This window comes from Listeria sp. MAN/IMW/UF555, from assembly GCF_058684075.1.
Map to the genome: position 1 here is coordinate 282,146 of NZ_JBZWZS010000003.1, position 22,409 is coordinate 304,554.

Annotated in this window: 19 protein-coding genes; 12 read left to right on the top strand and 7 right to left on the bottom strand. The window is 37.9% G+C overall.

All coding sequences use genetic code 11. The features are described 5' to 3' along the window. Nucleotides 1-213 precede the first annotated feature (213 nt). Genes AC4PG8_RS11175 through AC4PG8_RS11185 form a run of 3 tightly spaced genes read left to right on the top strand, consistent with a single transcriptional unit; the run spans nt 214 to nt 3,180 of the window. Complete coding sequence (locus tag AC4PG8_RS11175; protein WP_492170372.1) at nt 214-2,382, top strand: bacteriocin-associated integral membrane family protein; 2,169 nt, start codon at nt 214-216, stop codon at nt 2,380-2,382. Next, nucleotides 2,375-2,998, top strand: a complete 624-nt coding sequence (locus AC4PG8_RS11180; protein ID WP_003772792.1) for an ATP-binding cassette domain-containing protein — start codon at nt 2,375-2,377, stop codon at nt 2,996-2,998. Before AC4PG8_RS11175 ends, AC4PG8_RS11180 begins: the two co-directional genes overlap by 8 nt. After that, nucleotides 2,995-3,180 carry a bacteriocin-like WGxF protein gene (locus AC4PG8_RS11185; RefSeq protein ID WP_045552755.1) on the top strand — a complete coding sequence of 62 codons (186 nt, stop codon included), beginning with the start codon at nt 2,995-2,997 and terminating at the stop codon, nt 3,178-3,180. Before AC4PG8_RS11180 ends, AC4PG8_RS11185 begins: the two co-directional genes overlap by 4 nt. 42 nt (nt 3,181-3,222) lie before the next feature. Here the strand turns inward: AC4PG8_RS11185 and gshAB are convergent, their stop codons facing one another. Beyond that, the gene (gshAB, locus tag AC4PG8_RS11190) at nt 3,223-5,553 is read right to left on the bottom strand and encodes a bifunctional glutamate--cysteine ligase GshA/glutathione synthetase GshB (protein ID WP_492170373.1); all 2,331 of its coding nucleotides are present in this window, start codon (nt 5,551-5,553) and stop codon (nt 3,223-3,225) included. Nucleotides 5,554-5,716: 163 nt separating this feature from the next. Between gshAB and AC4PG8_RS11195 the strand changes: the two genes are divergently transcribed. The 4 genes from AC4PG8_RS11195 to AC4PG8_RS11210 all read left to right on the top strand — a co-directional run bounded on the left by AC4PG8_RS11195 (nt 5,717) and on the right by AC4PG8_RS11210 (nt 9,324). Beyond that, a complete protein-coding gene (locus AC4PG8_RS11195; protein WP_003764405.1) occupies nt 5,717-6,604 on the top strand; it encodes an ATP-binding cassette domain-containing protein in 888 nt (295 codons plus the stop codon). A 28-nt stretch (nt 6,605-6,632) separates the two neighbouring features. Continuing rightward, a complete protein-coding gene (locus AC4PG8_RS11200) occupies nt 6,633-7,763 on the top strand; it encodes an ABC transporter permease subunit (protein ID WP_070752233.1) in 1,131 nt (376 codons plus the stop codon). 82 nt (nt 7,764-7,845) lie between these two features. After that, complete coding sequence (locus AC4PG8_RS11205; protein WP_033533809.1) at nt 7,846-8,490, top strand: DUF1129 domain-containing protein; 645 nt, start codon at nt 7,846-7,848, stop codon at nt 8,488-8,490. A gap of 99 nt (nt 8,491-8,589) precedes the next feature. Beyond that, on the top strand, nt 8,590-9,324 hold the full coding sequence (locus tag AC4PG8_RS11210; RefSeq protein WP_010991441.1) for a MurR/RpiR family transcriptional regulator: 735 nt from the start codon (nt 8,590-8,592) through the stop codon (nt 9,322-9,324). A gap of 39 nt (nt 9,325-9,363) precedes the next feature. Here AC4PG8_RS11210 and AC4PG8_RS11215 read toward each other — a convergent pair whose 3' ends face one another. From AC4PG8_RS11215 to AC4PG8_RS11240, 6 genes are read right to left on the bottom strand one after another with little or no spacing between them, the layout of a single operon-like run. Further along, a complete protein-coding gene (locus AC4PG8_RS11215; protein ID WP_003725346.1) occupies nt 9,364-9,672 on the bottom strand; it encodes a PTS sugar transporter subunit IIA in 309 nt (102 codons plus the stop codon). Continuing rightward, on the bottom strand, nt 9,665-10,549 hold the full coding sequence (gene bglK, locus AC4PG8_RS11220; RefSeq protein WP_010991440.1) for a beta-glucoside kinase: 885 nt from the start codon (nt 10,547-10,549) through the stop codon (nt 9,665-9,667). The genes AC4PG8_RS11215 and bglK overlap by 8 nt, the downstream gene beginning before the upstream one ends. 11 nt (nt 10,550-10,560) lie before the next feature. Beyond that, the gene (locus tag AC4PG8_RS11225) at nt 10,561-11,913 is read right to left on the bottom strand and encodes a PTS sugar transporter subunit IIC (protein WP_003725316.1); all 1,353 of its coding nucleotides are present in this window, start codon (nt 11,911-11,913) and stop codon (nt 10,561-10,563) included. A 33-nt stretch (nt 11,914-11,946) separates the two neighbouring features. Beyond that, nucleotides 11,947-12,249 carry a PTS sugar transporter subunit IIB gene (locus tag AC4PG8_RS11230; RefSeq protein WP_003725315.1) on the bottom strand — a complete coding sequence of 101 codons (303 nt, stop codon included), beginning with the start codon at nt 12,247-12,249 and terminating at the stop codon, nt 11,947-11,949. A gap of 45 nt (nt 12,250-12,294) precedes the next feature. Continuing rightward, entirely contained in the window at nt 12,295-13,749 is a 1,455-nt protein-coding gene (locus AC4PG8_RS11235; RefSeq protein ID WP_003772804.1) for a glycoside hydrolase family 1 protein, read from the bottom strand. Continuing rightward, the gene (locus AC4PG8_RS11240; RefSeq protein ID WP_185539140.1) at nt 13,739-14,086 is read right to left on the bottom strand and encodes a hypothetical protein; all 348 of its coding nucleotides are present in this window, start codon (nt 14,084-14,086) and stop codon (nt 13,739-13,741) included. Before AC4PG8_RS11240 ends, AC4PG8_RS11235 begins: the two co-directional genes overlap by 11 nt. A 180-nt stretch (nt 14,087-14,266) precedes the next feature. On the opposite strand from AC4PG8_RS11240, the gene abc-f reads away from it, so the two are divergent. The 5 genes from abc-f to AC4PG8_RS11265 all read left to right on the top strand — a co-directional run bounded on the left by abc-f (nt 14,267) and on the right by AC4PG8_RS11265 (nt 22,329). Next, nucleotides 14,267-15,877, top strand: coding sequence for a ribosomal protection-like ABC-F family protein (gene abc-f, locus AC4PG8_RS11245; protein WP_185541070.1), 1,611 nt, complete (start codon nt 14,267-14,269; stop codon nt 15,875-15,877). A 57-nt stretch (nt 15,878-15,934) separates the two neighbouring features. Then, complete coding sequence (locus AC4PG8_RS11250) at nt 15,935-16,465, top strand: ADP-ribose-binding protein (protein WP_070752237.1); 531 nt, start codon at nt 15,935-15,937, stop codon at nt 16,463-16,465. Between the two features lie 289 nt (nt 16,466-16,754). After that, nucleotides 16,755-18,221, top strand: coding sequence for an IMP dehydrogenase (guaB, locus tag AC4PG8_RS11255; protein WP_003722118.1), 1,467 nt, complete (start codon nt 16,755-16,757; stop codon nt 18,219-18,221). A gap of 159 nt (nt 18,222-18,380) precedes the next feature. Next, the gene (recQ, locus tag AC4PG8_RS11260; RefSeq protein ID WP_492170374.1) at nt 18,381-20,153 is read left to right on the top strand and encodes a DNA helicase RecQ; all 1,773 of its coding nucleotides are present in this window, start codon (nt 18,381-18,383) and stop codon (nt 20,151-20,153) included. A 22-nt stretch (nt 20,154-20,175) separates the two neighbouring features. After that, nucleotides 20,176-22,329 (top strand): DNA topoisomerase III, encoded by a 2,154-nt coding sequence (locus AC4PG8_RS11265; RefSeq protein ID WP_492170375.1) that lies wholly within the window; start codon nt 20,176-20,178, stop codon nt 22,327-22,329. The last annotated feature ends 80 nt before the right edge of the window (nt 22,330-22,409 follow it).

Consider the following 22,409-nt stretch of genomic DNA (forward strand, 5'->3'; position numbering starts at 1 on the left):
GGTTTTGCGATGATTAGAAAAATGAATAATGAGCTAATTCAAAGCAAATCTATTAAATTTCTGCTGCTTTTTACACAATTTGAGCAGGAATAATATTAAATTGTTTTGATTTAAGCTATTAATGATGATAATAAGGCATTTCATTACCATTTTGGTTATACATTGTCCATTCATGATACATTAAAAGAATAGAATTAAGATAAGGATGATGTGATGAAAAAGTTTCTTTCCACTATTATTTTAGTAACACTTGTCATTGGTAATGTAATGTTTTTAAATTTTATTACTAATACTTTGTCCCATGATTTTCTTTTTAAAGGGCAGACAGAAGTGCAGATTAAATATAAAGATGACTTTCAGGTTTTAGAAATTAATAATTCTATAAAGCAATTTTCAAAAACTAAAAATATTAACATAGCGCAGTATACATTTTTAGATGAACGTGATTTGAATATTTATGCCTCTAATTCCCAGTATTCGCCAAATATAAAGCTTAAAAAAGGAGATTATCCCGATAAAAATCGGTTTTTGGCGAATCGGGAAAGTGGCGATGAAAAACAATCGGGTGTGATTTATCATCCTTCTAAGTATTGGTCTTTAAAGGTTTATGACTTTGGACAAATTAAAAATGTGGGTCTAAGTGATACTTTTTATGTAAGTGGCTTAGATAACCAGGATACTTATCAGGCTTTTTTAAAGGAATTTGAGCAGTACGGGGAAATAACTACGAAAAGTGTTGACGTGAGTTGGTGGAAATATATTAATATCCCGTTACTTATGACTTTGCTTTTGTGTTTTGTCATTTTATTTATTTTTACATATTACTATTTAAGATACTCCAAACAGCGGTTATTTGTTAATCGTATATGGGGAAATTCTAAGTTAGTTACATTAAAGTCTTTGTTCAATAAAACTATTAAATTTACATTGTTTAGTGAGTTAGTGATTTTGGTGGTTTTTGTTGGCATAGTTTTAGTAAGAGGGCTATCCGCATACTCAGTAGAAATAGTATCGAAGTTGCTTTTGTTTAATGTATTTTTGTTGATTTTTATTCTGTTTCCGATGTATTTCTTTGGATTACTTAGAATACAGAAAATCGATCAACCAAAATCTGACCAACATATGCAGTCGGCTAAACAACATTTGGCTATCAATTTAGTTATTAAATTTGCTCTGCTTTGTGTATTTATAGGTACGATTATAGCTTCCTATCAGTCGCTGCAGACGTTAAATACAAGACTAGCTAATATGGACGTGTGGAATGATGCAAAGAACATTTTTAAAGTAAACGTAGGAATTTTACCCGAGAATATTGAAGACGATTTAAAAGCTGATAGAAAATTAAACGATAAGTTAAATGCTTTTTATAAAGAAGGAACAGCTAAAAAAGAGATGTTTTTAATGTATTCGAATAATTTTACGCGGGTTGAAAATGATACTTTTTTATATAAAACCAATTTGAATAAGGACTCTGAAATAAACTCGCCTCAAGGTAACAGCGTAGAGATTGATTTTAATTACTTAAAATTAAACCCGATTAAAAGTGCACAAGGGCAGAACGTAGAAAATGAAGCAATAATCAATGATAAAGTTTTGAATATTATAGTTCCTATAAGCAAAAAGGAATTCGAGAAAGACATAAAAAAAGCTTATCTTGATCACTTCTATTTTCAAAAGGTAAAGCTAGCTAATATGTATAATGAGGCTTTGAATCGTCCTGTTTTAGAGCTAGGTAAGGACGACTTAAGTATCAATATTATTTATGCTCAAAATAACCAAGACTATTTTTCCTATGATAGTAGTGCGGGGGATTTACGAACGGGGAACATCACAGATCCAATAGCGATTATCTATACAGGGAACATTGATTCATCTAGTATTGGCGCTCTTGTAACTTCTTCTGTATATTTCGTTGATAAAACGAAGGGCGATGCGTTTAGTGCTATTTTGCCACTTATTAATAATTCAAATGCAAGAGAAATTACCAATGTAACGAGTGTTTATCAAGAAGTATCAAGCGAATTAACTGCTTTAAAATGGCAAATTTATCAGCAATCGATAGGTACGATTATTTTAGCGATAAGTTCCTATTCTTTTATGATATTGCTTGTATTATCATATTACCGGGAGAACTTATATAAACAACTTATTTACCATGTATTTGGATATTCGTTTTGGAAAAGTAGTAAATGGTTTATTATAAGTAATTTGGCCGTGTGTGCTTTTTCGGGAGTCGTTATTTTCATCATTACTAAAGAACCAATTGCTTTATATTTTAGTGTAGTTATTCTCCTCATAGAGCTATGTGTTATTTATTTCTTAAAGGAAAAAGTAATTAATAAAGATTTTAAAGCCATACTAAAAGGGGAAAAATATGATTGAGTTAGTTAATGTTAGTAAAAAGATACAAGATAAATTGATTTTGGAAAAAGTCTCTCTTTCTATTGGAGCTGGCGAATTTATTACAGTCGTCGGCGAGAGTGGTAGTGGGAAGACCACGCTGCTAAATGTTATCGGACACCTAGATTCAAAGGATAGTGGGCAAGTTATTATTAACGAGATGGAATATCAGACGAAAAAAGAAGTTATGACTCTAAAAAAAGAGGTGTTAGGTTTTATATTCCAAAATTATCTATTGATGGAAAATGAAACAGTGTTTGAAAACTTATCCATTACAGGTGGGGAAAATCGCAAGCTGATGATAGAGCATTTAGAAGAAGTAGGAATGGATGAGAGCTATTTAGCAAAAAAAGTATACCAGTTAAGCGGTGGTGAAAAACAACGGATTGCTATTGTGCGCATTTTACTCAAACCATTTCAACTTTTACTTGCGGACGAACCAACTGGCAATTTGGATGATAAAAACAAACAAAAAATCATTGAATTATTTTTAGCCTTGAAAAAGCAAGGTAAGACTATCGTTTGTGTTACGCATGACCCGGAAATATCCGAAAAAGCAGATCGGGTCATTTATATTGAGAAGGGAGAAATAAGATGAAAATTATCGGTATTTCTTTAGTAAATAGCCTTTTAATACTCTTAGTGGTACTTATTCATAAAGTTTTCTTTAGGGTATTATTGCTTGGATATGAAAACTTGTTTATCTATTGGGGCTCCTTTGTATTAATCTATTTCATTTTAAATTTAATTACGAATAGGCTGCTGTTATCTAGGGCTTAAATAACAAAAATCCCAGCTACTAAACTCGTAGCTGGGATTTTTTTATTCAAATAAGAAATCTAAAATCTTATCACCAATTTTTTTCTTCTCACCTTGATAAGGGAAGCAGTGCATGTGCATCGCTGGGTTGAAGTTTAGCTCGATGATAGCGTGCTTATCGCGGTCAATTGTTTCACGTGGAACAATTATGTCTACGCCGCAAATTTTGGCGTCAAGGACTTGGGTGGCGCGAATAGCTATTTCTTTGAAGTAATCGTCCATTTCTTCGGTATAGTCAATGCTGTCGCCGCCTGTGCTGACGTTGGAATTTTCGCGAAGGTAGATGATTTCTTCTGCTTTAGGAATACTATCCCAAGAAAGATTTTGCATGGATAGCATTAAAGTTTCTTCAGGACCAGTACGGATTTTTTCAAGTGGTTTTAAATGATCCGTTCCGCGCAATGGATCGGTGTTTTTTTCTTCAACCAGTTGGCGCACTGTATGGATTCCGTCGCCAGTTACGTTAGCTGGTACGCGTTTTAAAACAGCCTCAACTTTGTCGTTAATGACTAAGAAACGGAACTCGTCGCCAGGAATGAACTCCTCGATAATGACGGAGCTATCGTAACTGAATGCGATATTTAAAGCTTCTTGGTAATCTTCTAGCGTAAATTTGTTTTTGAAAATGCTGATACCCCAACCATAGTTGGTAGATTTTGGTTTAACGACGATTTGCTTATCTTTAAATAAAGAGAAAGCTTCAAGTGCAAGCGCTTGAACGCTAAAACTATCGCCAAATGGTACGCGAATGCCGTGCTCTGCTAGTACAAGCTTGGTGACAACTTTATTTTCCATCATTAACACAGATACATAGTTGTCTTTAGAAGTTTTGCTGGCTTGTTTCACATACTCCACATGGTCGCCTTTTTGGAAGCGAAGGAAGTTTTCTGCCCGGTCTAATACGTCAACTTTGATGCCGCGTGCGATGGCGTCTTTCCAAATGATTTGTGTGGAAAGTTCCATGTCTTCTGCGCCAACGAGTTTATAAGCCAGCGCCTCTGTTTCTTCCATATAAGTTTTTGCTTGGTTTAAATGGAATTCGACGTAACCTTCTATAGCTGATTGTGCTTGTACTTGTGCAGCAATCGTTTTTTCAGGGTGTAGCAGGCGTTCTTTTTGTTTTTCGATGATTGCTTGGAAATGGTTGTCGTTAGGAATTAGACTTTGGATGAAGTCGCTCATTTTGTCTAATTCTAAAAGTCCTGCATCAGCAAGGGACATTTCCTCGTTATCACAGTTTTTAATTGCGGGCTGTGCAAGGCCGTTTAACGCGATATTATTTTCGTTTTCATCGGCTAGTTGTTGGTTGTTCGCGCATAGCTCACGATCTTCCGAAAGCAAACCTTTGATTAAAAATAGGTGGATAAAAATAAGTTCATCTTTGGAAATTCCGTTTGGTTCAAGTGGATTTAAGTCAATCGAGCGAATTTCTAAATATTCTACGCCATGCTTAGCTAAACTTTCAACAGTTTGATCAGTATGGGCATTTTTTAAACGGATTGGATTATAAAATTCGCGCATACTTTCGATTTTACCAGCTTCAATGTAGTTGGAAATACTCGAAATATAAGCGTCAAATGAATTGTAATCGACGAAAAGCGATTCTTTGTTTTTATAGCCGGCATTACTATTGCGAAGGGAAATCCCGCGATGAAGCGCTTTGCTACCATCGTTCAGTACTTCTTCGCTTTTTGTTTTTGTAAAATCAGCGAGATAAACTGGACTTGCGCCAGTTAAATAAATAAGCAACCAACGATTTTTCATGAAATATTTAGCTACTTTTAAATATAAGCGATTTTTAAAGTCGCGTTTAGATTCGTTAGGATGGCTGATTTCGGCATAAAGCCCGTCAATTAGCGCTTCAGGAAAAGAGAAATTATAGTGAATTCCGGATAATAATTGGATTTTCTTACCGTAGCCTTTAGCCAAGTGCTCGCGATATTTTCTATCAGGGCTGTCAGGCGTTTTGTATTCTGCGATGGGAATATCTTCTTCTGCTGGTAAAATTGGCGGATTGCTAGAAGGCCAAAGCAGTTCGTTTTCTGCGCGTAGTGAAACGATATTATGAAGATTTTCAAGCCATTCATATACAGCGTCAATCGAGTCGGTCACTGGCGTAATCATTTCAATTTGGCTTTCCGAAAAATCGGTTTTAATATAGGGGTTATCTTCTTTTGGGCCAAAAATTGCTGGATGAGGCGTAAGAGCCAATTTTCCATCAGAAGTTACGCGTATATTCTCTTTTTCCAAACCAAAATGACCAGAAAATAAGTATTTCCGGAGAGCTTCGTTTTCTTTAAAAGAATCGAGCATCGTCATATCAAGTTTTATCATGTTTTCACCTCAGGGGTTTTAAATAAGTTCATATAGAGATATTTTACCGCAATATGTGAAATTAGTATAATAATTGATTTGTGATTTACAATAGTGCAGAAAATTTTAAAAAATGTAGAAAAAATACTACTGAACTTATATAATGAGTGCAAGAGGTGAAAAAATGGAGATTCGGAACTTAACTAAAAAGATGGAAGACAACTTGGTTTTGAAGGATATTTCATTTGGTTTGAAAGCAGGAGAGATAACAGCACTTATAGGAAGAAATGGTGTTGGGAAAACGACGCTTTTTTCCACAATGACGGGAATTTATTTGCCTGATGAGGGAGATGTTTTTTTAGACGGGAAAAGTATTTTTGAACATCCTGAAGTCAAGCAGCAGTTGTTTTTCTTGGAAGACAATATGAATCACTTTAATACATATAGTGTACAAACCGTCGTCAAGATTTATCGGAAAATTTATCCGACTTTTGATGAAACTTTTTTCAATGATTTAATGCGACAATTCGAATTACCAATGAAGGCGAAATTAATGTCTTTTTCGAAAGGACGAAAAGCTTTATTTTTCATTATTTTAGCTTTTTCTTTAGATGTGCGTTATTTATTACTAGATGAACCTATGGATGGGCTAGATATTATTATTAAAAAGCAAATTTTAGCGATTATAAAAGACACGGTGAAAAAGCGCGAAATGAGCGTGGTAATTGCTTCTCACCGTTTGGATGAACTAGAAGCTATTGCGAATCGGGTCATTGTTTTAAAAGGGGCTCATTTGGAGCTTGATTATTATTTAGATGACATGCGAAATGATGCAGTGAAAATCCAGGTAGCTTTTAAAACAAAGAAAATACCTGATTTCGTAAAAAACAATGCGCAATTATTATATCGAAATGGGAGAATTTACACGCTTTTAGTTACAAAAAATGCCAGTGAATTTGTTCGGAAATTGCGACTAGAGGAACCAGTTTTATTTGAAGAAATGGCTATTTCTATAGAGGATATTTTTACGGTTCATTTAGCGAATGACAAGATTGATTATTACGAGATTTAAAGACATATAAATGAGGATGAAGCGAATAATGTTTAATCGAGGGTTATGGTATCGAGAGTGGCGTAATATGAGATGGATGCTTCTAGGAGTAGCGATATTGTTTTTTCTGGGGATTGCTTTAGGGCTCGTTTCAGATGCAGAACGGTGGCAAAGTCAAAAGGATTTTTACGAATCTAGTGACTTTATAAAACAACAAAAAGAAAACCCGGAATTTAAAACTTCTGATGAAGAAATGAAAACGAGTTTGACAGTAGCTTATTTAGCTATTCCGATGTATACAAATTTTGTGCAAGAAGAATATGTTGAGTACATGCCTTTTATGTTTTATTTTCAATTAGAGATGTTTTTTACTTTAATTAAAGCAAGTGTGTTTATTCTTGGGGTGTTAGCGGTTATCTTTGAGCGATATACTCGGGCAAATCGATTTACGGCATCTTTGCCATATAAGCGGACGCATATTATTGGCGTTAAAATGATTATGGGGATAGCTACGATTACGCTTAGTTATCTTGTGTCTATTGGAATTGGTTTAACTTACTTTTTCAGGCATATACCAACAGAGTATATACAGTTAGAAATGGCGAAATTTTGGACAGATATTGTGGGTGGTTTATTTACTTATATTCTTATCTTTTTAGTCGCTATTTTAATTGGACTACTAATTGGATCGCCTATTGCAGCTGCTGTGGTGGCTTTTGGTGTAATGTTACTACCAAATGTGTTGAATCCAACTTTGGATAATCTATATAAATATATTTGGCCACATGGAGGAGAAGCTGGGATGACTAATCTCCTTAGGTTTGAGGACTATGTGAATGTATTTTCTCCATTTTCTTTTGAATCGGCCTCGCTCGGAGCGGTTATTTTTAGCGGGGTGTTAAGCGTTTGTATGGTACTTGCTATTTTAGTTCTATACAAAAAACAACATATCGAGCGTAATGGTTATTTATTTGCTTTTTCTTGGGTGAAATGGCCGTTTCTTATCTTGTTCTCACTGTTTATTGGTATGGCAACAGCGAATCTAGCGGTGGCTGATACAGAATTAAGTTTTATTGGTTATCTTTCGTGGGGAATCGGGGCGACGATTGCTAGTTTTGTTTTAGCACTTTACATTTTAAACAAAATGCGCGGACTTTTCCAAATGTCTAAAACGAATTAAAAAAATAGCTTTTTTATAGTAGGTAAGTCCGGTATAATAGAGGGTAGAATAAGTGAGGGAGGATTTAGCATTGACCACAGAAATGAATAAACCGCCAGTAGCTGATTTAAAGGCTAGTTTAACAAAGCGGAATTTGCAATACGTAATGGAAGTTGAAAAGCATTTGCGAGGAACTCATTACGATGAAGAGCAACAAGAAATCATTATTTACGAAATGTGTGAAAAGATTTTAGCCGAACAGAAAAAAGGCATAACAGCGCGAAAATTATTTAATTTAACACCAACAGAATATGTTGTTTCTTTAGATGTAAAAGCTGCACCAGTTGAGCAAAATACAGACAAATGGTGGCTTGTACTTGACGGCGGACTCCTTGTACTTGGAGCGATGATGCTGATTTCTGGAATTAGTGCTTATTTCCAAAAAAATGCACAAACTTTAGGAATTATTGTCTTAGTAATCACTGCTGTTGTCGGTGGTTTTGCAATGCTTATCTTACGTAAATACGCATCTAATATGCGTGCAGGCCAAAAAGGTGGAACGATAAAATACTTACTAGTAGCAGTTGGAGTCATTGCGGTATGGATGTTTGTAATGACAATTGTTCAAGTGACAATTCCTCCAAATATCAATGTAGCGTTAAGTCCGATTGTTAACACAGTTGGTGGTGCAATTATTATTGCCCTACGTTTCTATGTGAAGAAAAAGAAAAATATTCCATCCTTATAAGAAGATGGACACGGACAGGTGACCTAAATTGCATATTGCGAGGTGGTCACCTGTTTTTATTTCCCGGGAAATACTGATACAGATGAGGTGAATAAATTTATGTTTTCGTATGAAGTGATTAGGCAATTTACAGAGACAGAACACCATTTATACCGTTACATAATGGACAATCGGGACAAAGTTATGTTTATGAGAGTGCGCGAACTTTCGGAAGTAACGCATGTTTCGCCAGCTTCCATCGTTCGTTTTACTAGAAAATTAGGCTGTGAGGGCTTCTCGGAATTTAAAGTGAAGCTAAAACAAGAAGCGACACGCGAGGTAAAGAAAAAAACAGCAGATACAGTGGAAGTTTTAGAGGAATTCTTTGAACGGACAATGAATCGAGATTACGATCATGTACTAGACGCGGCGGCGGAAATTATTAATGAAGCCGATTTAGTCGTTTTTTTCGGAATCGGAACCTCAGGAATTTTAGCAGAATATGGCAGTCGTTTTTTCTCCAATATGAAGAAGCGAACTTTTTATATTAAAGATCCATTTTATCCTAACCCGGGAGAGCAATTTAAAAATAAAGCAGTGATGATTATATTATCTGTGTCTGGTGAGACGGACCAGGTTCTTGAACAGGCGCAAAATATGCAGCAATATGGCAGTCGGATTATTAGTATCACCAATACAAGCCATAATACGCTTGCCGAGCTATCTGATGTCAATATCCCGTATTACGTCACGCAAGAAATGGTTGATAAGACGAATATTACGACGCAAATTCCGGTGTTGTTTTTACTAGAAGCGATGGCGAAGAAAAATTATAATCAAGAACAGCTAGAATAATAAAAAGCGTGTAGATTTTGTCGTCTACACGCTTTTTTATTAGCTTATTTTCTTGTATACGTGAACAAACTCAGTGACAACTTCTCTTAATGTTTCTGTTGTGATGAGTAAGTCTTCTGCATGAATTAGCAATAACTGAATTTCCACTTTTTCACCGGAAGCTTCTTTTTGGATTAGCTTATGATGCTCGTGGTGACCGTTTGCAAGAGTTTCGCTGCCTTCTTGTAGTTTTGCTTCCGCTTCCTCGAAATTGCCTTCACGAGCCGCACGAAGCCCTTCTAAGTAACTGCTTCTCGCAGAACCAACTTGACTAATCATGCCAAAAATTACTGTTTCCATTTCATTCATGTCTATTTTCCTCCTGTAAAAAGTGATACACTGCGCCGAGTAGGCCAGCTTGGTTTTTATGGGTTGCTGTTTCGATAATCGTGTCACGAAGCCCGAAGCTCGCCATATGATGCTTTAGTTCCGTGATAAAAGTAGGGCGACTTGTAATTCCGCCACCAATAAAGATATGCGTTGGATCGAACAGGTAAATCAGATTATAAAGTCCCGTACAAATTCCGGTATAAAACTCATTAATAAGTCGTTCTGAGATAGGATCATGCGCATCATAATTTGCAAAAATCTCTTCTCCAGTAATTTCTTTCAACGGACGTCCGGTTAGCTGGGCATATTGTCTGCGAAGAACGAGCATAGTAGTAGTTTCATTTAATGTATATTTTCCAGGACGAAAAGCACCTGGGCGTTCGCTAAACATATAACCAAATTCACCAGCCCGGAAACGGCCACCACGAACTAATGCGCCATTAGAAAAAATTCCGCCACCAATCCCAGTTCCGATAGTTAAACAAAGAAAATCATCCAAATCTTGTCCTTTTCCAAGCCATTTTTCAGCAAGTAGGGCGCAGTTGGCGTCATTTTCGATGGCAACAGGAAGACCGGTTTCCGCTTCGAGCCATTCTTTCAAATTAAAGTTATCAAATCTGCGGATAGCGCCGCCCATTGTGATGAGTCCGGTTTTTGGGTTGACGTAGCCGGGTGCGCTAACGGCAATCCCTGTCACGTCCGTATTTTCAGCAAGAAACAGCTTCATTTCTGCTAAAATCTGGTCACCATCACTAGCGATTATTTCAGCTGATTTTGTTAATATAATTTCACCATGCGGCAAAACGACCCCCATTTTAAGGGCCGTTCCACCAATATCAAATGCTGCAATTTTCATTTTGTCACATCCTATTGTTCCGTTGAGGCTGTTGCATTTTTATCCATTGCAGCATCACTCGCGGCAATTTTGTTAGATACAAGTACGAATGGTAGATAAATGACTGTTGCGACGGCTAGACAGAGTAAGCCGACCAGAAGCGCGAGCCAGTTTCCTCCTGTACCAAGGAATGGAATCAGTGGTCCTGGAGTTGTCCAAGGCACTTGATAGGCGACAGGTGGAATAAGTTTTGTTGAGATAAAGAAGTAACCAATTAATGTATTGATTGCTGGTGTAATGATGAAAGGAATAACCATAATTGGGTTTAATACGATTGGTAAACCGAAAATTACAGGTTCGTTGATGTTGAAAATCCCTGGTGCAAGAGAAAGTTTTGCAATATCGCGGTAATCTGCACGACGAGAAGCGATAAAGATAGCAATCAGTAAACCTAGAGTCATACCAGATCCACCATAGTTTGCAAATCCGTCATTTAAACCAGCCCATGTTGCAGGGTATGGAGCTCCCCAAGCAGAGCCGTGTTGTGCTACGTAAGATAAGTTATCTAAGTTTGGTTCAGTGAAGATGGTGTCACGAATAGCCGCAACTGTGTTAGGTCCGTGAATACCAAGAACCCAAAGTAAGTTAGAAACAAGTCCAATGATAATTACAGAGAATACGTTAGTTCCCATGTCTTTAAGTGGCGCTTGAATAACTGTGTAAACAAGGTCATTTAAACCTTCTGGAGCGATTAAAGTGATTAAGTAGTTAATTACAGAGAAAAGAATCGTGATGATAATAACTGGAATTAATACTTTAAAAGAACGAGCAACTGCTGGTGGTACTTGGTCAGGCATTTTAATCATTAAACGAGGGGATCTAGCTAGACGACTAAATACTTCCCCAGTAATAATCGCTACGATAATAGCAACGAAAAGCCCTTGTGCACCTAAGAATTTGATTGTCATGTAAGATGCGTTATCAACAACTGTATAAGGCGTATAGACGATAAAGAATGCACCTATCGAGGTAAGCCCACAGAGCAAATCATCCTGTTTAAAGAAGATGGCGAGATTCCGTGCGACTAAGAATACAATCAGAATCGCCATAATATTGGTAGAACCTTGCATTACCGGCGAAAATACAGCCTGTGCATCTGCTAAATTAGGGAAGATTTTCCCTAGGAATAAAATTTTTGCAATAAAGCCATCTGGTGATAACACTGCGAAGTTAATCAAAGTGATAATTGAACCGGCCATAATTAATGGGAAAACTAAAATAAATGCATCACGAATTGCTGCAATATGGCGTTGTGAGTTCAATTTATTCGCTACTGGTACTAAAACACGTTCCATGCCGTGTTCGAATTTTGACATTATACTCATTTTAAAACCTCCCTATTTTTAAATGAAAATTCCTTACCCAATCTCCGCGAAAGCTTTTTCAAGAACGGCTTTCCCATTTAACATACCATAATCTTTCATATCAATTACAATAACCGGAATACGTCCCTGTACGAGTTCGTCTACTTGCGGTTTTTGGTAACGGACTTGAGGTCCAAGCATAACAATATCCATTTTATCTACCACGCTGCTAGCTTCTGATACTGGCAATGCTTCAATTTCAATTTCTTCCCCAATAGAGGTTGCGTGCGCTTTCATTTTAGTTACGAGTAAACTTGTCGACATTCCGGCCGCACATACAAGTAATATTTTTTTCATTAAAATTTCCCTCCCAAAATGGTTGAAGCAGAGAGAGAACAAGGCTTATTTGCCCTGTTCTTCTACTAAATTAGCTCCGTTTGCTTCGATTGTCTTTTTATACCAGTAAAAACTGTCTTTTTTATAGCGTTTTAATTCTTTTTCATCGTTTTCGTCGCGGTCAACATATACGAAACCGTAACGTTTTTGGTAGCCGTTTAGCCAGCTTAGTAAATCTGTGAAGCTCCAAGTGCAGTAACCTAGCATTTCTACACCGTCAGTGATTGCTTCTTGGATTGCTAGAGCATGGGCGCGAATGTATTCAATCCGGTACTCATCATGGATTTTGTGGTCTTCCGTCAAGCTATCATACTCACCAAGACCATTTTCTGTAATCATGATTGGTAATTTATAGCGGTTAGTAATTCTACGTAAGCCAATGCGCAAGCCAGTTGGATCAATGTCCCAGTCCCAATTCGTTTTTTCTAAGTATGGATTATTGGTGTTTTTGTATAACCCCGGTACACCAGTTTCCTCGGAAGTGCCTTTTTCGCCAGTTGTATTCATTTTCCCAGAACCAACGCCGTCTTTCCCATTAAATGCATGAGTCATTGAGCGGTAATAGTTAACTCCCATGAAATCAGGTTTCCCTTTTTTCAGAAGTTCGGTATCGCCTGGTAAGATTTCCGGTGCAAGACCGTGCTCTTCCAGCCAGTTCCAAGTAGCGGTAGGATATTCACCCCATGTGTAAACATCCATCCAGAAATGGGCATTGAATTCTTCGGAGTTTTCAGAAGCTAACACGTTTGCTGGGTTGGCATCGATGGAGTAACTTGGTCCGTAAGCAAAACTTGGTCCGATTTTTCCAGAAATACCTAACTCGCGGAATTTAGCAATTGCAGAAGCATTCGCCAAGTTCGCATTGTGATTTGCCGCAAACATACGCTTGTCGTCAGAAACGCCAGGTGGGTGATACGCTAATTTGTAACCGTGTGAGATAAATACGTTTTGTTCATTAAGTGTTACCCAGTATTTAACTCGGCCGTTAAAGCGTTCGAATAGAAGGGCGGAGTAGTTAGTGAAATCTTCAATAACTTGGCGCGACTCCCATCCACCATATTCGTCTTGCAGTCCTTGCGGAATATCCCAGTGGTAAAGTGTAACGACTGGCTCAATTCCATAAGAAAGAAGTTCATCAATCAAATTATCATAGAATTTTAGTCCAGCTTCATTAACTTCCCCGTTACCATGCGGGATAACGCGACTCCATGCGACAGAGAAACGATATGCTTTTAGGCCCTGTTCAGCCATTAGCGCGACATCTTCTTTATAACGATGATAATTATCTACCGCTACGTCTCCGTTTGTTTCTTTGAATGTTGTTCCAGGAATACGAACAAATTCATCCCATACAGATGGTCCTTTGCCATCTTCATCCCAGGCACCTTCTACTTGGTACGCTGCAGAAGCTGATCCCCATAGAAAATCTTTTGGGAAAGGTTTCAACTTATTATGTTCCATTATGGCACCTCCAAAAATTATGTGCGATTAGTCTGTTTTTTGTTTTGCTTGCCTTATTAATGTAAACGGTTTCGACTAATTGGTAAATAGATTTTGGTGCTTTGGGTTCGTGTTTCATATCAATGGTATAAGTTTCTGAGTTGAAACGCTGTGTTTCGTGCATGTGATTGGGAGAACAATTGACATTTGAGGCAGCATCCCTTATTCTATATGTATTAATGAAAAGAGGTGAGATGACATGTTTCTTTTGAATGCGCGAACTAGTATAGCTAAATTTTTGTATATTGTCCGTGCAATTTTTTCCGGTATTGCAGTTACATTGGTGAAGTCTGCCCAAAAAACTGTATAACTAGAAAAAATGAGAGAAGCATGGAGTCACGCAATCGGTTTGTATAGTGCTAAATTAGTATTATACTTATAATTGGCGTCGGGCGCTTGTCTGACGCTTTTTTGTTGTCTAAAAAAATGTTTCACGTGAAACATTTTGCCATGCTTCCTTGGATAAATGGAGGATAAAATGACAATAGTAGCAATGAATGATGTAGTTAAAAGTTTTACCGGAGATATTATTTTAGAGAAAGTATCTCTTCAATTAGAGGAAGGCGAGCGTGTCGGTTTAATTGGTCGTAATGGCGAAGGGAAAAGTACTATTTTGAAGATTTTAAAAGGAACTGAGGGCGTTGATAGCGGGATTGTAACCAGCAAAAAGGGTGCGAAAATCGGGCTGTTAGAGCAATTATCCACGGTGGATCCTAATATAATAGTAGAACAATATTTACGAACTAGTTTTGGCGAGTTAGAGGATTTGGAAAAAGAATTACGAGCATTAGAAGAAGAAATGGCAACAAATTCAAGCGAAAAATTAATGAACCGCTACGGAGATAAAATGGCTTTGTTTGGTGAGCTCGGTGGATATGAAATGGACGCTAACTTGAGCAAGGTGGTCAATGGACTTGGTATTGGAGCATTACTGCCTCAAAAATGGGGCGATTTAAGTGGCGGTGAGAAAACAAAAGCAGCATTAGCCCATTTATTATTACAGAAAACGGACTTGTTACTTTTGGATGAGCCAACAAACCATTTGGATTTAATGGCAGTGGAATGGTTGACGACGTTTTTACAACATTATGCTGGAACTGTGTTGGTAGTTTCTCATGATCGCTACTTTTTAGATGAAGTAGTCCAGAAAATGGTAGAGCTTGAGAACCGCGAGTTAATCGTTTATCATACGAATTTTTCCGGATATTTAAAAGAACGGGAAGAACGACTATTACGCGAATTCCAAGACTATAAAGATCAACAAAAGAAAATCAAAAAAATGCAGCAAGCCATAAAAAGATTGCGCCAGTGGGCTATGCAAGCCAATCCGCCGAACGACGCCATGTTCCGCCGGGCAAAAAATATGGAACGAGCATTAGAACGGATGGAAAAAGTGAAGCGCCCTGTATTAACACAAAAACAAATGCAATTACAATTTGACGAAGCTAGCAGAAGTGGACAAGACGTAGTTGTGATGGAGAATTTAAATAAATCTTTTAGCGAAAAAGAAATTGTGCAGGATGTTTCTTTACAAATTAGACAAGGCGAGCGAGTGGCGATTATTGGTGAAAATGGTGCCGGAAAATCCACTTTACTAAAAATAATAGAAGGAAAAGTGGAGCCGGATAACGGAATGATGAAGGTCGGAGCAAGTGTGAAAATCGCCTCGCTGTCACAACAAATGGAAGAGTTGAATGAAGAAATGACAGTGCTTGAAGCGTTTCGAGATAAGGTGGCAGTGACAGAGGGAGAAGCAAGGCAAATGCTAGCAGGTTTTATGTTTTACGGGGAGATGGTTTTCCGAAAAGTCGCGAATATTAGCGGCGGCGAGCGGATGCGACTTAGATTAGCTCAATTTATTAATATGCCTGTGAATACACTTATTCTTGATGAACCGACCAACCACTTGGATATTGCATCTCGTGAAGTGTTGGAAGAAGCAATCCGGACTTTTACCGGGACAATTATTACTGTGTCACATGATCGTTATTTTATTGATCAGCTCTGTTCTAAAGTAATTTGGCTCGAAAATAAGCAATTAACAGTGTATGAAGGTAACTACAGCTATGCCATTAGTAAACGAGGATAATCGCCTTGCTGGAAATCACTCTTCAAATAAATTAGAATGAAGAAAAGAGGTGATGGTATGGAGATAACAGTTGTAAAAGGCGATATTACAGAACAAAATGTGGACGTCATTGTGAACGCTGCTAATCCAGGACTCCTAGGTGGGGGCGGAGTGGATGGTGCTATCCATCAAGCAGCTGGTCCTGATTTATTAAAAGAATGCCAAGAAGTTATTAATCGCATTGGTTCTTGTCCAGCGGGTGAGGCGGTAATCACTTCTGCAGGTGATTTAAAAGCGCATTTTATCATTCATGCAGTGGGACCGATTTGGAAAGACGGTGAGCACCAAGAAGCTAACAAATTAGCATCTTGTTACTGGAAAGCATTGGATTTAGCGGCCGGAAAAGACTTAACTACGATTGCTTTTCCTAATATTTCTACCGGTGTATATGGTTTTCCTAAAAAACTAGCAGCTGAAGTCGCGCTTTATACCGTTCGCAAATGGGCGGAAGAAGAGTATGACTCAAGTATAAAAGAAGTACGATTTGTTTGTTTTGATGAAGAAAATCTAACATTATACAACAAATTAATAAATAGTGAAGTCGTTTAAGATAGTAATCTTAAACGGCTTTTTAAAATGTTTCACGTGAAACATTTTTTACTATATTTTCTGAATAAAACAATAACGGAAAACCTTCTTGACATAGCCCCTAGCTTCTTGTAACATCATATTCAATAACTAAAAATATACATTGGCTATTTCAGCATGATTATAGAAGACAAGTCGCATGATGTGGATATTTTCCACCATTTTTTCTTTATACAAATAAAGAGAAGATGATGCGTTTTTTCTATATAAAAAAAGCTAATACCAATAAAAAAAGGAGTGTTTGCGACCCATGTGGGAAACAAAATTTGCAAAAGAAGGCTTAACATTTGATGATGTTCTACTCGTTCCAGCGAAATCGGACGTATTACCCAATGATGTAGATTTAAGTGTAGAAATGGCTCCATCACTCAAATTAAATGTACCAATTTGGAGTGCCGGAATGGATACAATTACGGAAGCTAAAATGGCGATTGCAATTGCGCGCCAAGGCGGAATCGGTGTTGTTCATAAAAATATGAGTATTGAACAACAAGCGGAAGAAATCGAGAAAGTTAAACGCTCCGAAAGCGGCGTTATTATTGATCCATTTTATCTGACTCCAGATCACCAAGTTTTTGCTGCAGAGCATTTGATGGGTAAATATCGTATCTCAGGTGTTCCAATCGTCAATAACGAGAAGGAGCGCAAACTAGTTGGGATTTTAACCAACCGTGATTTACGTTTTATTTCAGACTATTCTACAGTCATTAAAGATGTTATGACCAAAGAAAACCTAGTGACAGCACCAGTTGGCACTACTTTAAAACAAGCTGAGCAGATTTTGCAAAAACACCGCATCGAGAAATTACCACTTGTTGACGAAGCGGGCATCCTAAAAGGTCTCATCACTATTAAAGATATTGAAAAAGTAATTGAATTCCCGAACTCTGCTAAAGACAAGCATGGCAGACTCCTTGCAGCAGCTGCTGTTGGGATTACAAATGATACTTTTGTTCGTGTTGAAAAATTAATCGAAGCTGGTGTAGATGCGATTGTAATTGATACTGCGCACGGACATTCAGCAGGCGTTATTAATAAAATATCTGAAATCCGTCAAACTTTTAAAGATGTAGTAATTGTTGCCGGAAACGTTGCAACAGCTGAAGGAGCACGTGCTCTATTTGAAGTTGGCGTGGATATTGTTAAAGTTGGTATTGGTCCTGGTTCGATCTGTACGACACGTGTTGTTGCAGGGGTTGGGGTACCACAAATCACAGCTATTTATGATTGCGCGACTGTTGCACGCGAATTTGGTAAAACGATTATCGCTGATGGCGGTATTAAATACTCTGGCGACATCGTAAAAGCGTTGGCTGCTGGAGGAAATGCAGTTATGCTAGGAAGTATGCTCGCTGGAACAGATGAAAGTCCTGGTGAAACAGAAATTTTCCAAGGTCGTCAATTTAAAACTTATCGTGGTATGGGTAGTTTGGCAGCAATGGAGCACGGTTCTAAAGATCGTTATTTTCAAGCTGATGCAAAAAAACTTGTTCCTGAAGGTATCGAAGGGCGTGTTCCTTACAAAGGTTCCGTGGCAGATATTATCTTCCAATTAGTTGGCGGTATTCGTTCAGGCATGGGCTACACTGGCTCACCTGATTTAAGACATCTTCGTGAAGAGGCGGCGTTCGTTCGTATGACTGGTGCCGGACTACGCGAGAGTCACCCACATGATATTCAAATTACAAAAGAAGCACCGAACTATAGCATTTCTTAAGGTCGAAAAAGCAGAAATCTCTTCCAAAAGAGGTTTCTGCTTTTTAATTTCTTCTATAAAATAAGAAAACCCCCAGAAAAAACGAATTTCCTCAAAAAGCTTCAATTAAGTTCTTAAAACCGCTATACTGTTTCTATAGAGGAGGCGTGAAAAAAGATAATGATAGAACAAGCAAGAGCTATTTTACAGCAAAATTTTGGTTATCAAGACTTTCGAGATGGACAGATAGATGTTATATCGAAACTTTCAGCTGGTGAAGATACGCTCGCAATCATGCCAACTGGCGGCGGGAAGTCACTTTGTTACCAAATACCAGCACTTCTTTTTGACGGTTTAACCATTGTCGTTTCTCCGCTAATTTCACTTATGAAGGATCAAGTAGATGCGCTAGTCTCAGATGGCATTGCAGCTACTTTTATTAATAGTACACTTACTAATAGAGAAATAGATATTCGGTTAGATGCTGCATTTTCTGGAGAGCTAAAGATGCTTTATATTGCTCCAGAACGAATTGAAACGCCAGGTTTTCAGCGATTAATCGAGCAAGTGCCTATTGCGTTATTTGCAATTGATGAAGCGCACTGTATCTCTCAGTGGGGTCATGACTTTAGACCAAGCTATCTGAGCCTTTGCGATAGTTTAGACAAAATGACTCGGCGTCCGCTTGTTATCGCGCTTACTGCTACAGCAACTCAAGCTGTTTCAGACGATATTTGCCGTCTTTTAAAAATAAAACCAAATTCTGTTATCAAAACTGGATTTTCCAGAGATAATTTAGCATTTCAAGTAGTAAAAGGTCAAGATAAAGACAAATATTTAATTGATTATTTAACGAAAAATTCGACGGAATCAGGTATTATTTATGCGTCTACACGAAAAGAAGTAGAGCGAATACACAGTTTCTTGCTTAAAAAAGGCGTGGAATCTGGTATGTATCACGGCGGAATGACTGATATTGCCCGAAAAGATTGGCAGGAGAAGTTTCTATATGATGATATTCGTGTAATTGTAACAACGAATGCTTTTGGAATGGGCATTAACAAATCCAATGTGCGCTTTGTCATTCATTATAATATTCCCCGCAATATCGAGGCGTATTATCAAGAAGCAGGCAGGGCTGGTCGAGACGGCGTTCCAAGCGATTGTATTCTGCTCTTTTCTCCGCAAGATAGTCGTATTCAACAGTTTTTAATTGAGCAATCCGAAATGGATGATGAACGTAAACAAAATGAATTCGCTAAGTTACGCCAAATGACGGGTTATGGTTATACAGAAATTTGTTTGCAGAAGTATATCGTTCAGTATTTTGGTGACGACGAGGAAAACTGCGGGAAGTGTAGCAATTGTCTGGATACGCGAGAGACGACAGACATTACAATTTTAGCGCAACAAGTTTTTTCATGTATAAAAAGAATGGGCGAACGTTTCGGAAAAGTATTAATTGCCAAGGTTCTAACAGGTTCTGCTGATCAAAAAGTGAAAGACTGGCGATTTGAAGAACTTAGCACCTATGGATTAATGAAAGATGCATCGCAAAAAGATGTATTGCAACTAATCGATTACCTTACAGCAGAAAAATATTTACAGCCTACAGATAGTCAATTTCCTTCGCTTAAACTTACTGATCGAGCAATATCTGTACTACGAGGCGAGCTAAAGGTAGAGCGTAAACAAGCAAAACGTGCCGAAAAAGTTAAAATGGATGTAAGCAGTGATCTTTTCGAAAAATTACGAGAGGTTCGGAGAGAACTAGCAGCGAAACACAAAGTACCGCCTTATATCATTTTTTCAGACGAAACCTTACGTGAAATGTGTGCTTATATGCCACAAACGGAAGATGCGCTGCTTGAAGTTAAAGGGATTGGTGCGATGAAACGTGATAAATATGGTGCTGAATTCTTGGCAGTATTGCAACAAGAGGCAGCAAAATAAGATAGAAGAGAGGGTTTGACAGATGACAAAAACACTAGTGCTGGCAGAGAAACCGTCTGTCGGTAAAGATATAGGCCGCGTGCTCGGGGCTAAGCAAGGAAAAAATGGCTATTTAGAAGGCGGAAAATACGTAGTAACATGGGCGTTAGGGCATTTAGTAACACTGGCCGATCCAGAACGCTACGATCCTAAATACAAGAATTGGAACATGGAAGACTTACCAATGCTTCCAGAAAAAATGAAACTAGAACCAATTAAACAAACAAGAAAGCAATATGAAACAGTTAAAAAATTGATGAACCGTACTGATATAACTACCATTGTTATTGCAACAGATGCAGGGCGAGAAGGAGAACTAGTAGCTCGCTGGATTATTGATTATGCGAAAATCAAAAAACCTCTAAAAAGATTATGGATTTCCTCCGTAACAGATAAGGCGATACGAGAAGGATTTGAACATTTAAAACCAGGAAATGCTTACGAAAACCTGTATCACTCTGCTGTGGCGCGCTCTGAGGCTGACTGGGTAGTAGGGATTAATGCTACACGCGCGTTAACAACCAAATACAATGCACAACTATCCTGTGGTCGCGTGCAAACACCAACGCTTGCAATGATTCAGCATCGTGAAGAAGAAATACGAAACTTTAAACCGCGTGAATACTACAGAATTACCGCGTTAACAGAGCAAGAAAGTTTCACGTGGAACAATGGACAAACCTTTGATAAGGATTTAGCTGAAAAACTAGTAAAATCTTTACAAGGCGAAACGGCGTTAATTACAGACGTTGCTATGAAAGAAAAGAAAACTTTTTCACCCGGGCTATATGATTTAACCGAATTGCAACGTGATGCCAATAATAGATATGATTTTTCAGCGAAAGAAACGCTTAATATTATGCAAACCTTGTACGAACGGCATAAGGTATTAACTTATCCGCGAACTGATTCACGCTTTATTTCAACTGATATTGTCCCTACTCTAAAAGAGCGTTTAGAAGCTTGTGGTGTGGGCGAAAATGCCAAAGCTGCCCGCCAAATCAGTGGTAAACCAATTAAAGCAAATAAATCGTTTGTAGATAACAGCAAAGTAAGTGACCATCATGCCATTATCCCGACCGAGCAACCCGTTTCACTCGGAGATTTAAGCGATAAAGAACGGAAAATTTATGATTTGGTAGTTAAACGTTTCTTAGCAGTACTTTCGGACCCTTATATTTATGAAGAAACCTCTGTAAAAGCAAAAATCGGTCAAGAAGACTTTACTTTAAAAGGTAAGGTTGTTAAGTCCCTAGGCTGGAAAAGCATATACGGCGAGGCGCCTGAACCCGATCAACTGACTAAAATGAAAAAAGGCGACAAAATTCCTGTTAAGCGTGTAAATTTAGAAACAGGAAAAACAAAGCCGCCAGCAAGATTTAATGAAGCAACTTTACTGTCAGCAATGGAAAATCCGTCAAAATATATGGAAACAACGAGTAAAGCACTGGCCAAGACTCTTGGCGAAACAGGTGGTCTTGGAACAGTTGCTACACGAGCAGACATCATCGAAAAACTTTTCAATAGTTTTGCCTTAGAAAAACAAGGCAAGGAAATTCACATTACATCTAAAGGACGGCAATTACTCGAATTAGTTCCAGAAGATTTAAAATCCCCTGAACTAACGGCGCGATGGGAGCAAAAGCTATCCAAAATCGCAAAAGGAGAACTAGATTATCGTAAATTTACTGCGGAAATGCGGGATTATGCTAAAAAAGCAGTAACAGAAATAAAGCAAAACGATAAAAAATTCCGTCATGATAACATTACATCACAAAAATGTCCGGATTGCGGCAAGCCAATGCTAAAAGTGAAAGGTAAGCGCGGAACGATGCTCGTTTGTCAGGACCGTGAATGTGGTCATCGTGAATCACTTTCAAGAACGACCAATGCGCGCTGTCCAAACTGCCATAAACGTATGGAAATGCGCGGTGAAGGGGATAAACAGATTTTTGTATGTGTTTGCGGACATCGTGAAAAGCTAACCGCCTTCCAAGAGCGTCGCAATAAACAGAAAAACAAAAATGTATCCAAAACAGATGTGGCCAAGTTTATGAAAAAACAAAACAAGCAAGATGATGAACCTTTTAACAACCCAATGGCCGAAGCATTAGCAAAATTAAAGCTAGATAAATAAGCGCAAACAAAGCGACCCACTCATATCGAGTGGGTCGCTTTGTTTGACATAGTCTGCTGTATACGAAACAATAAAATGGC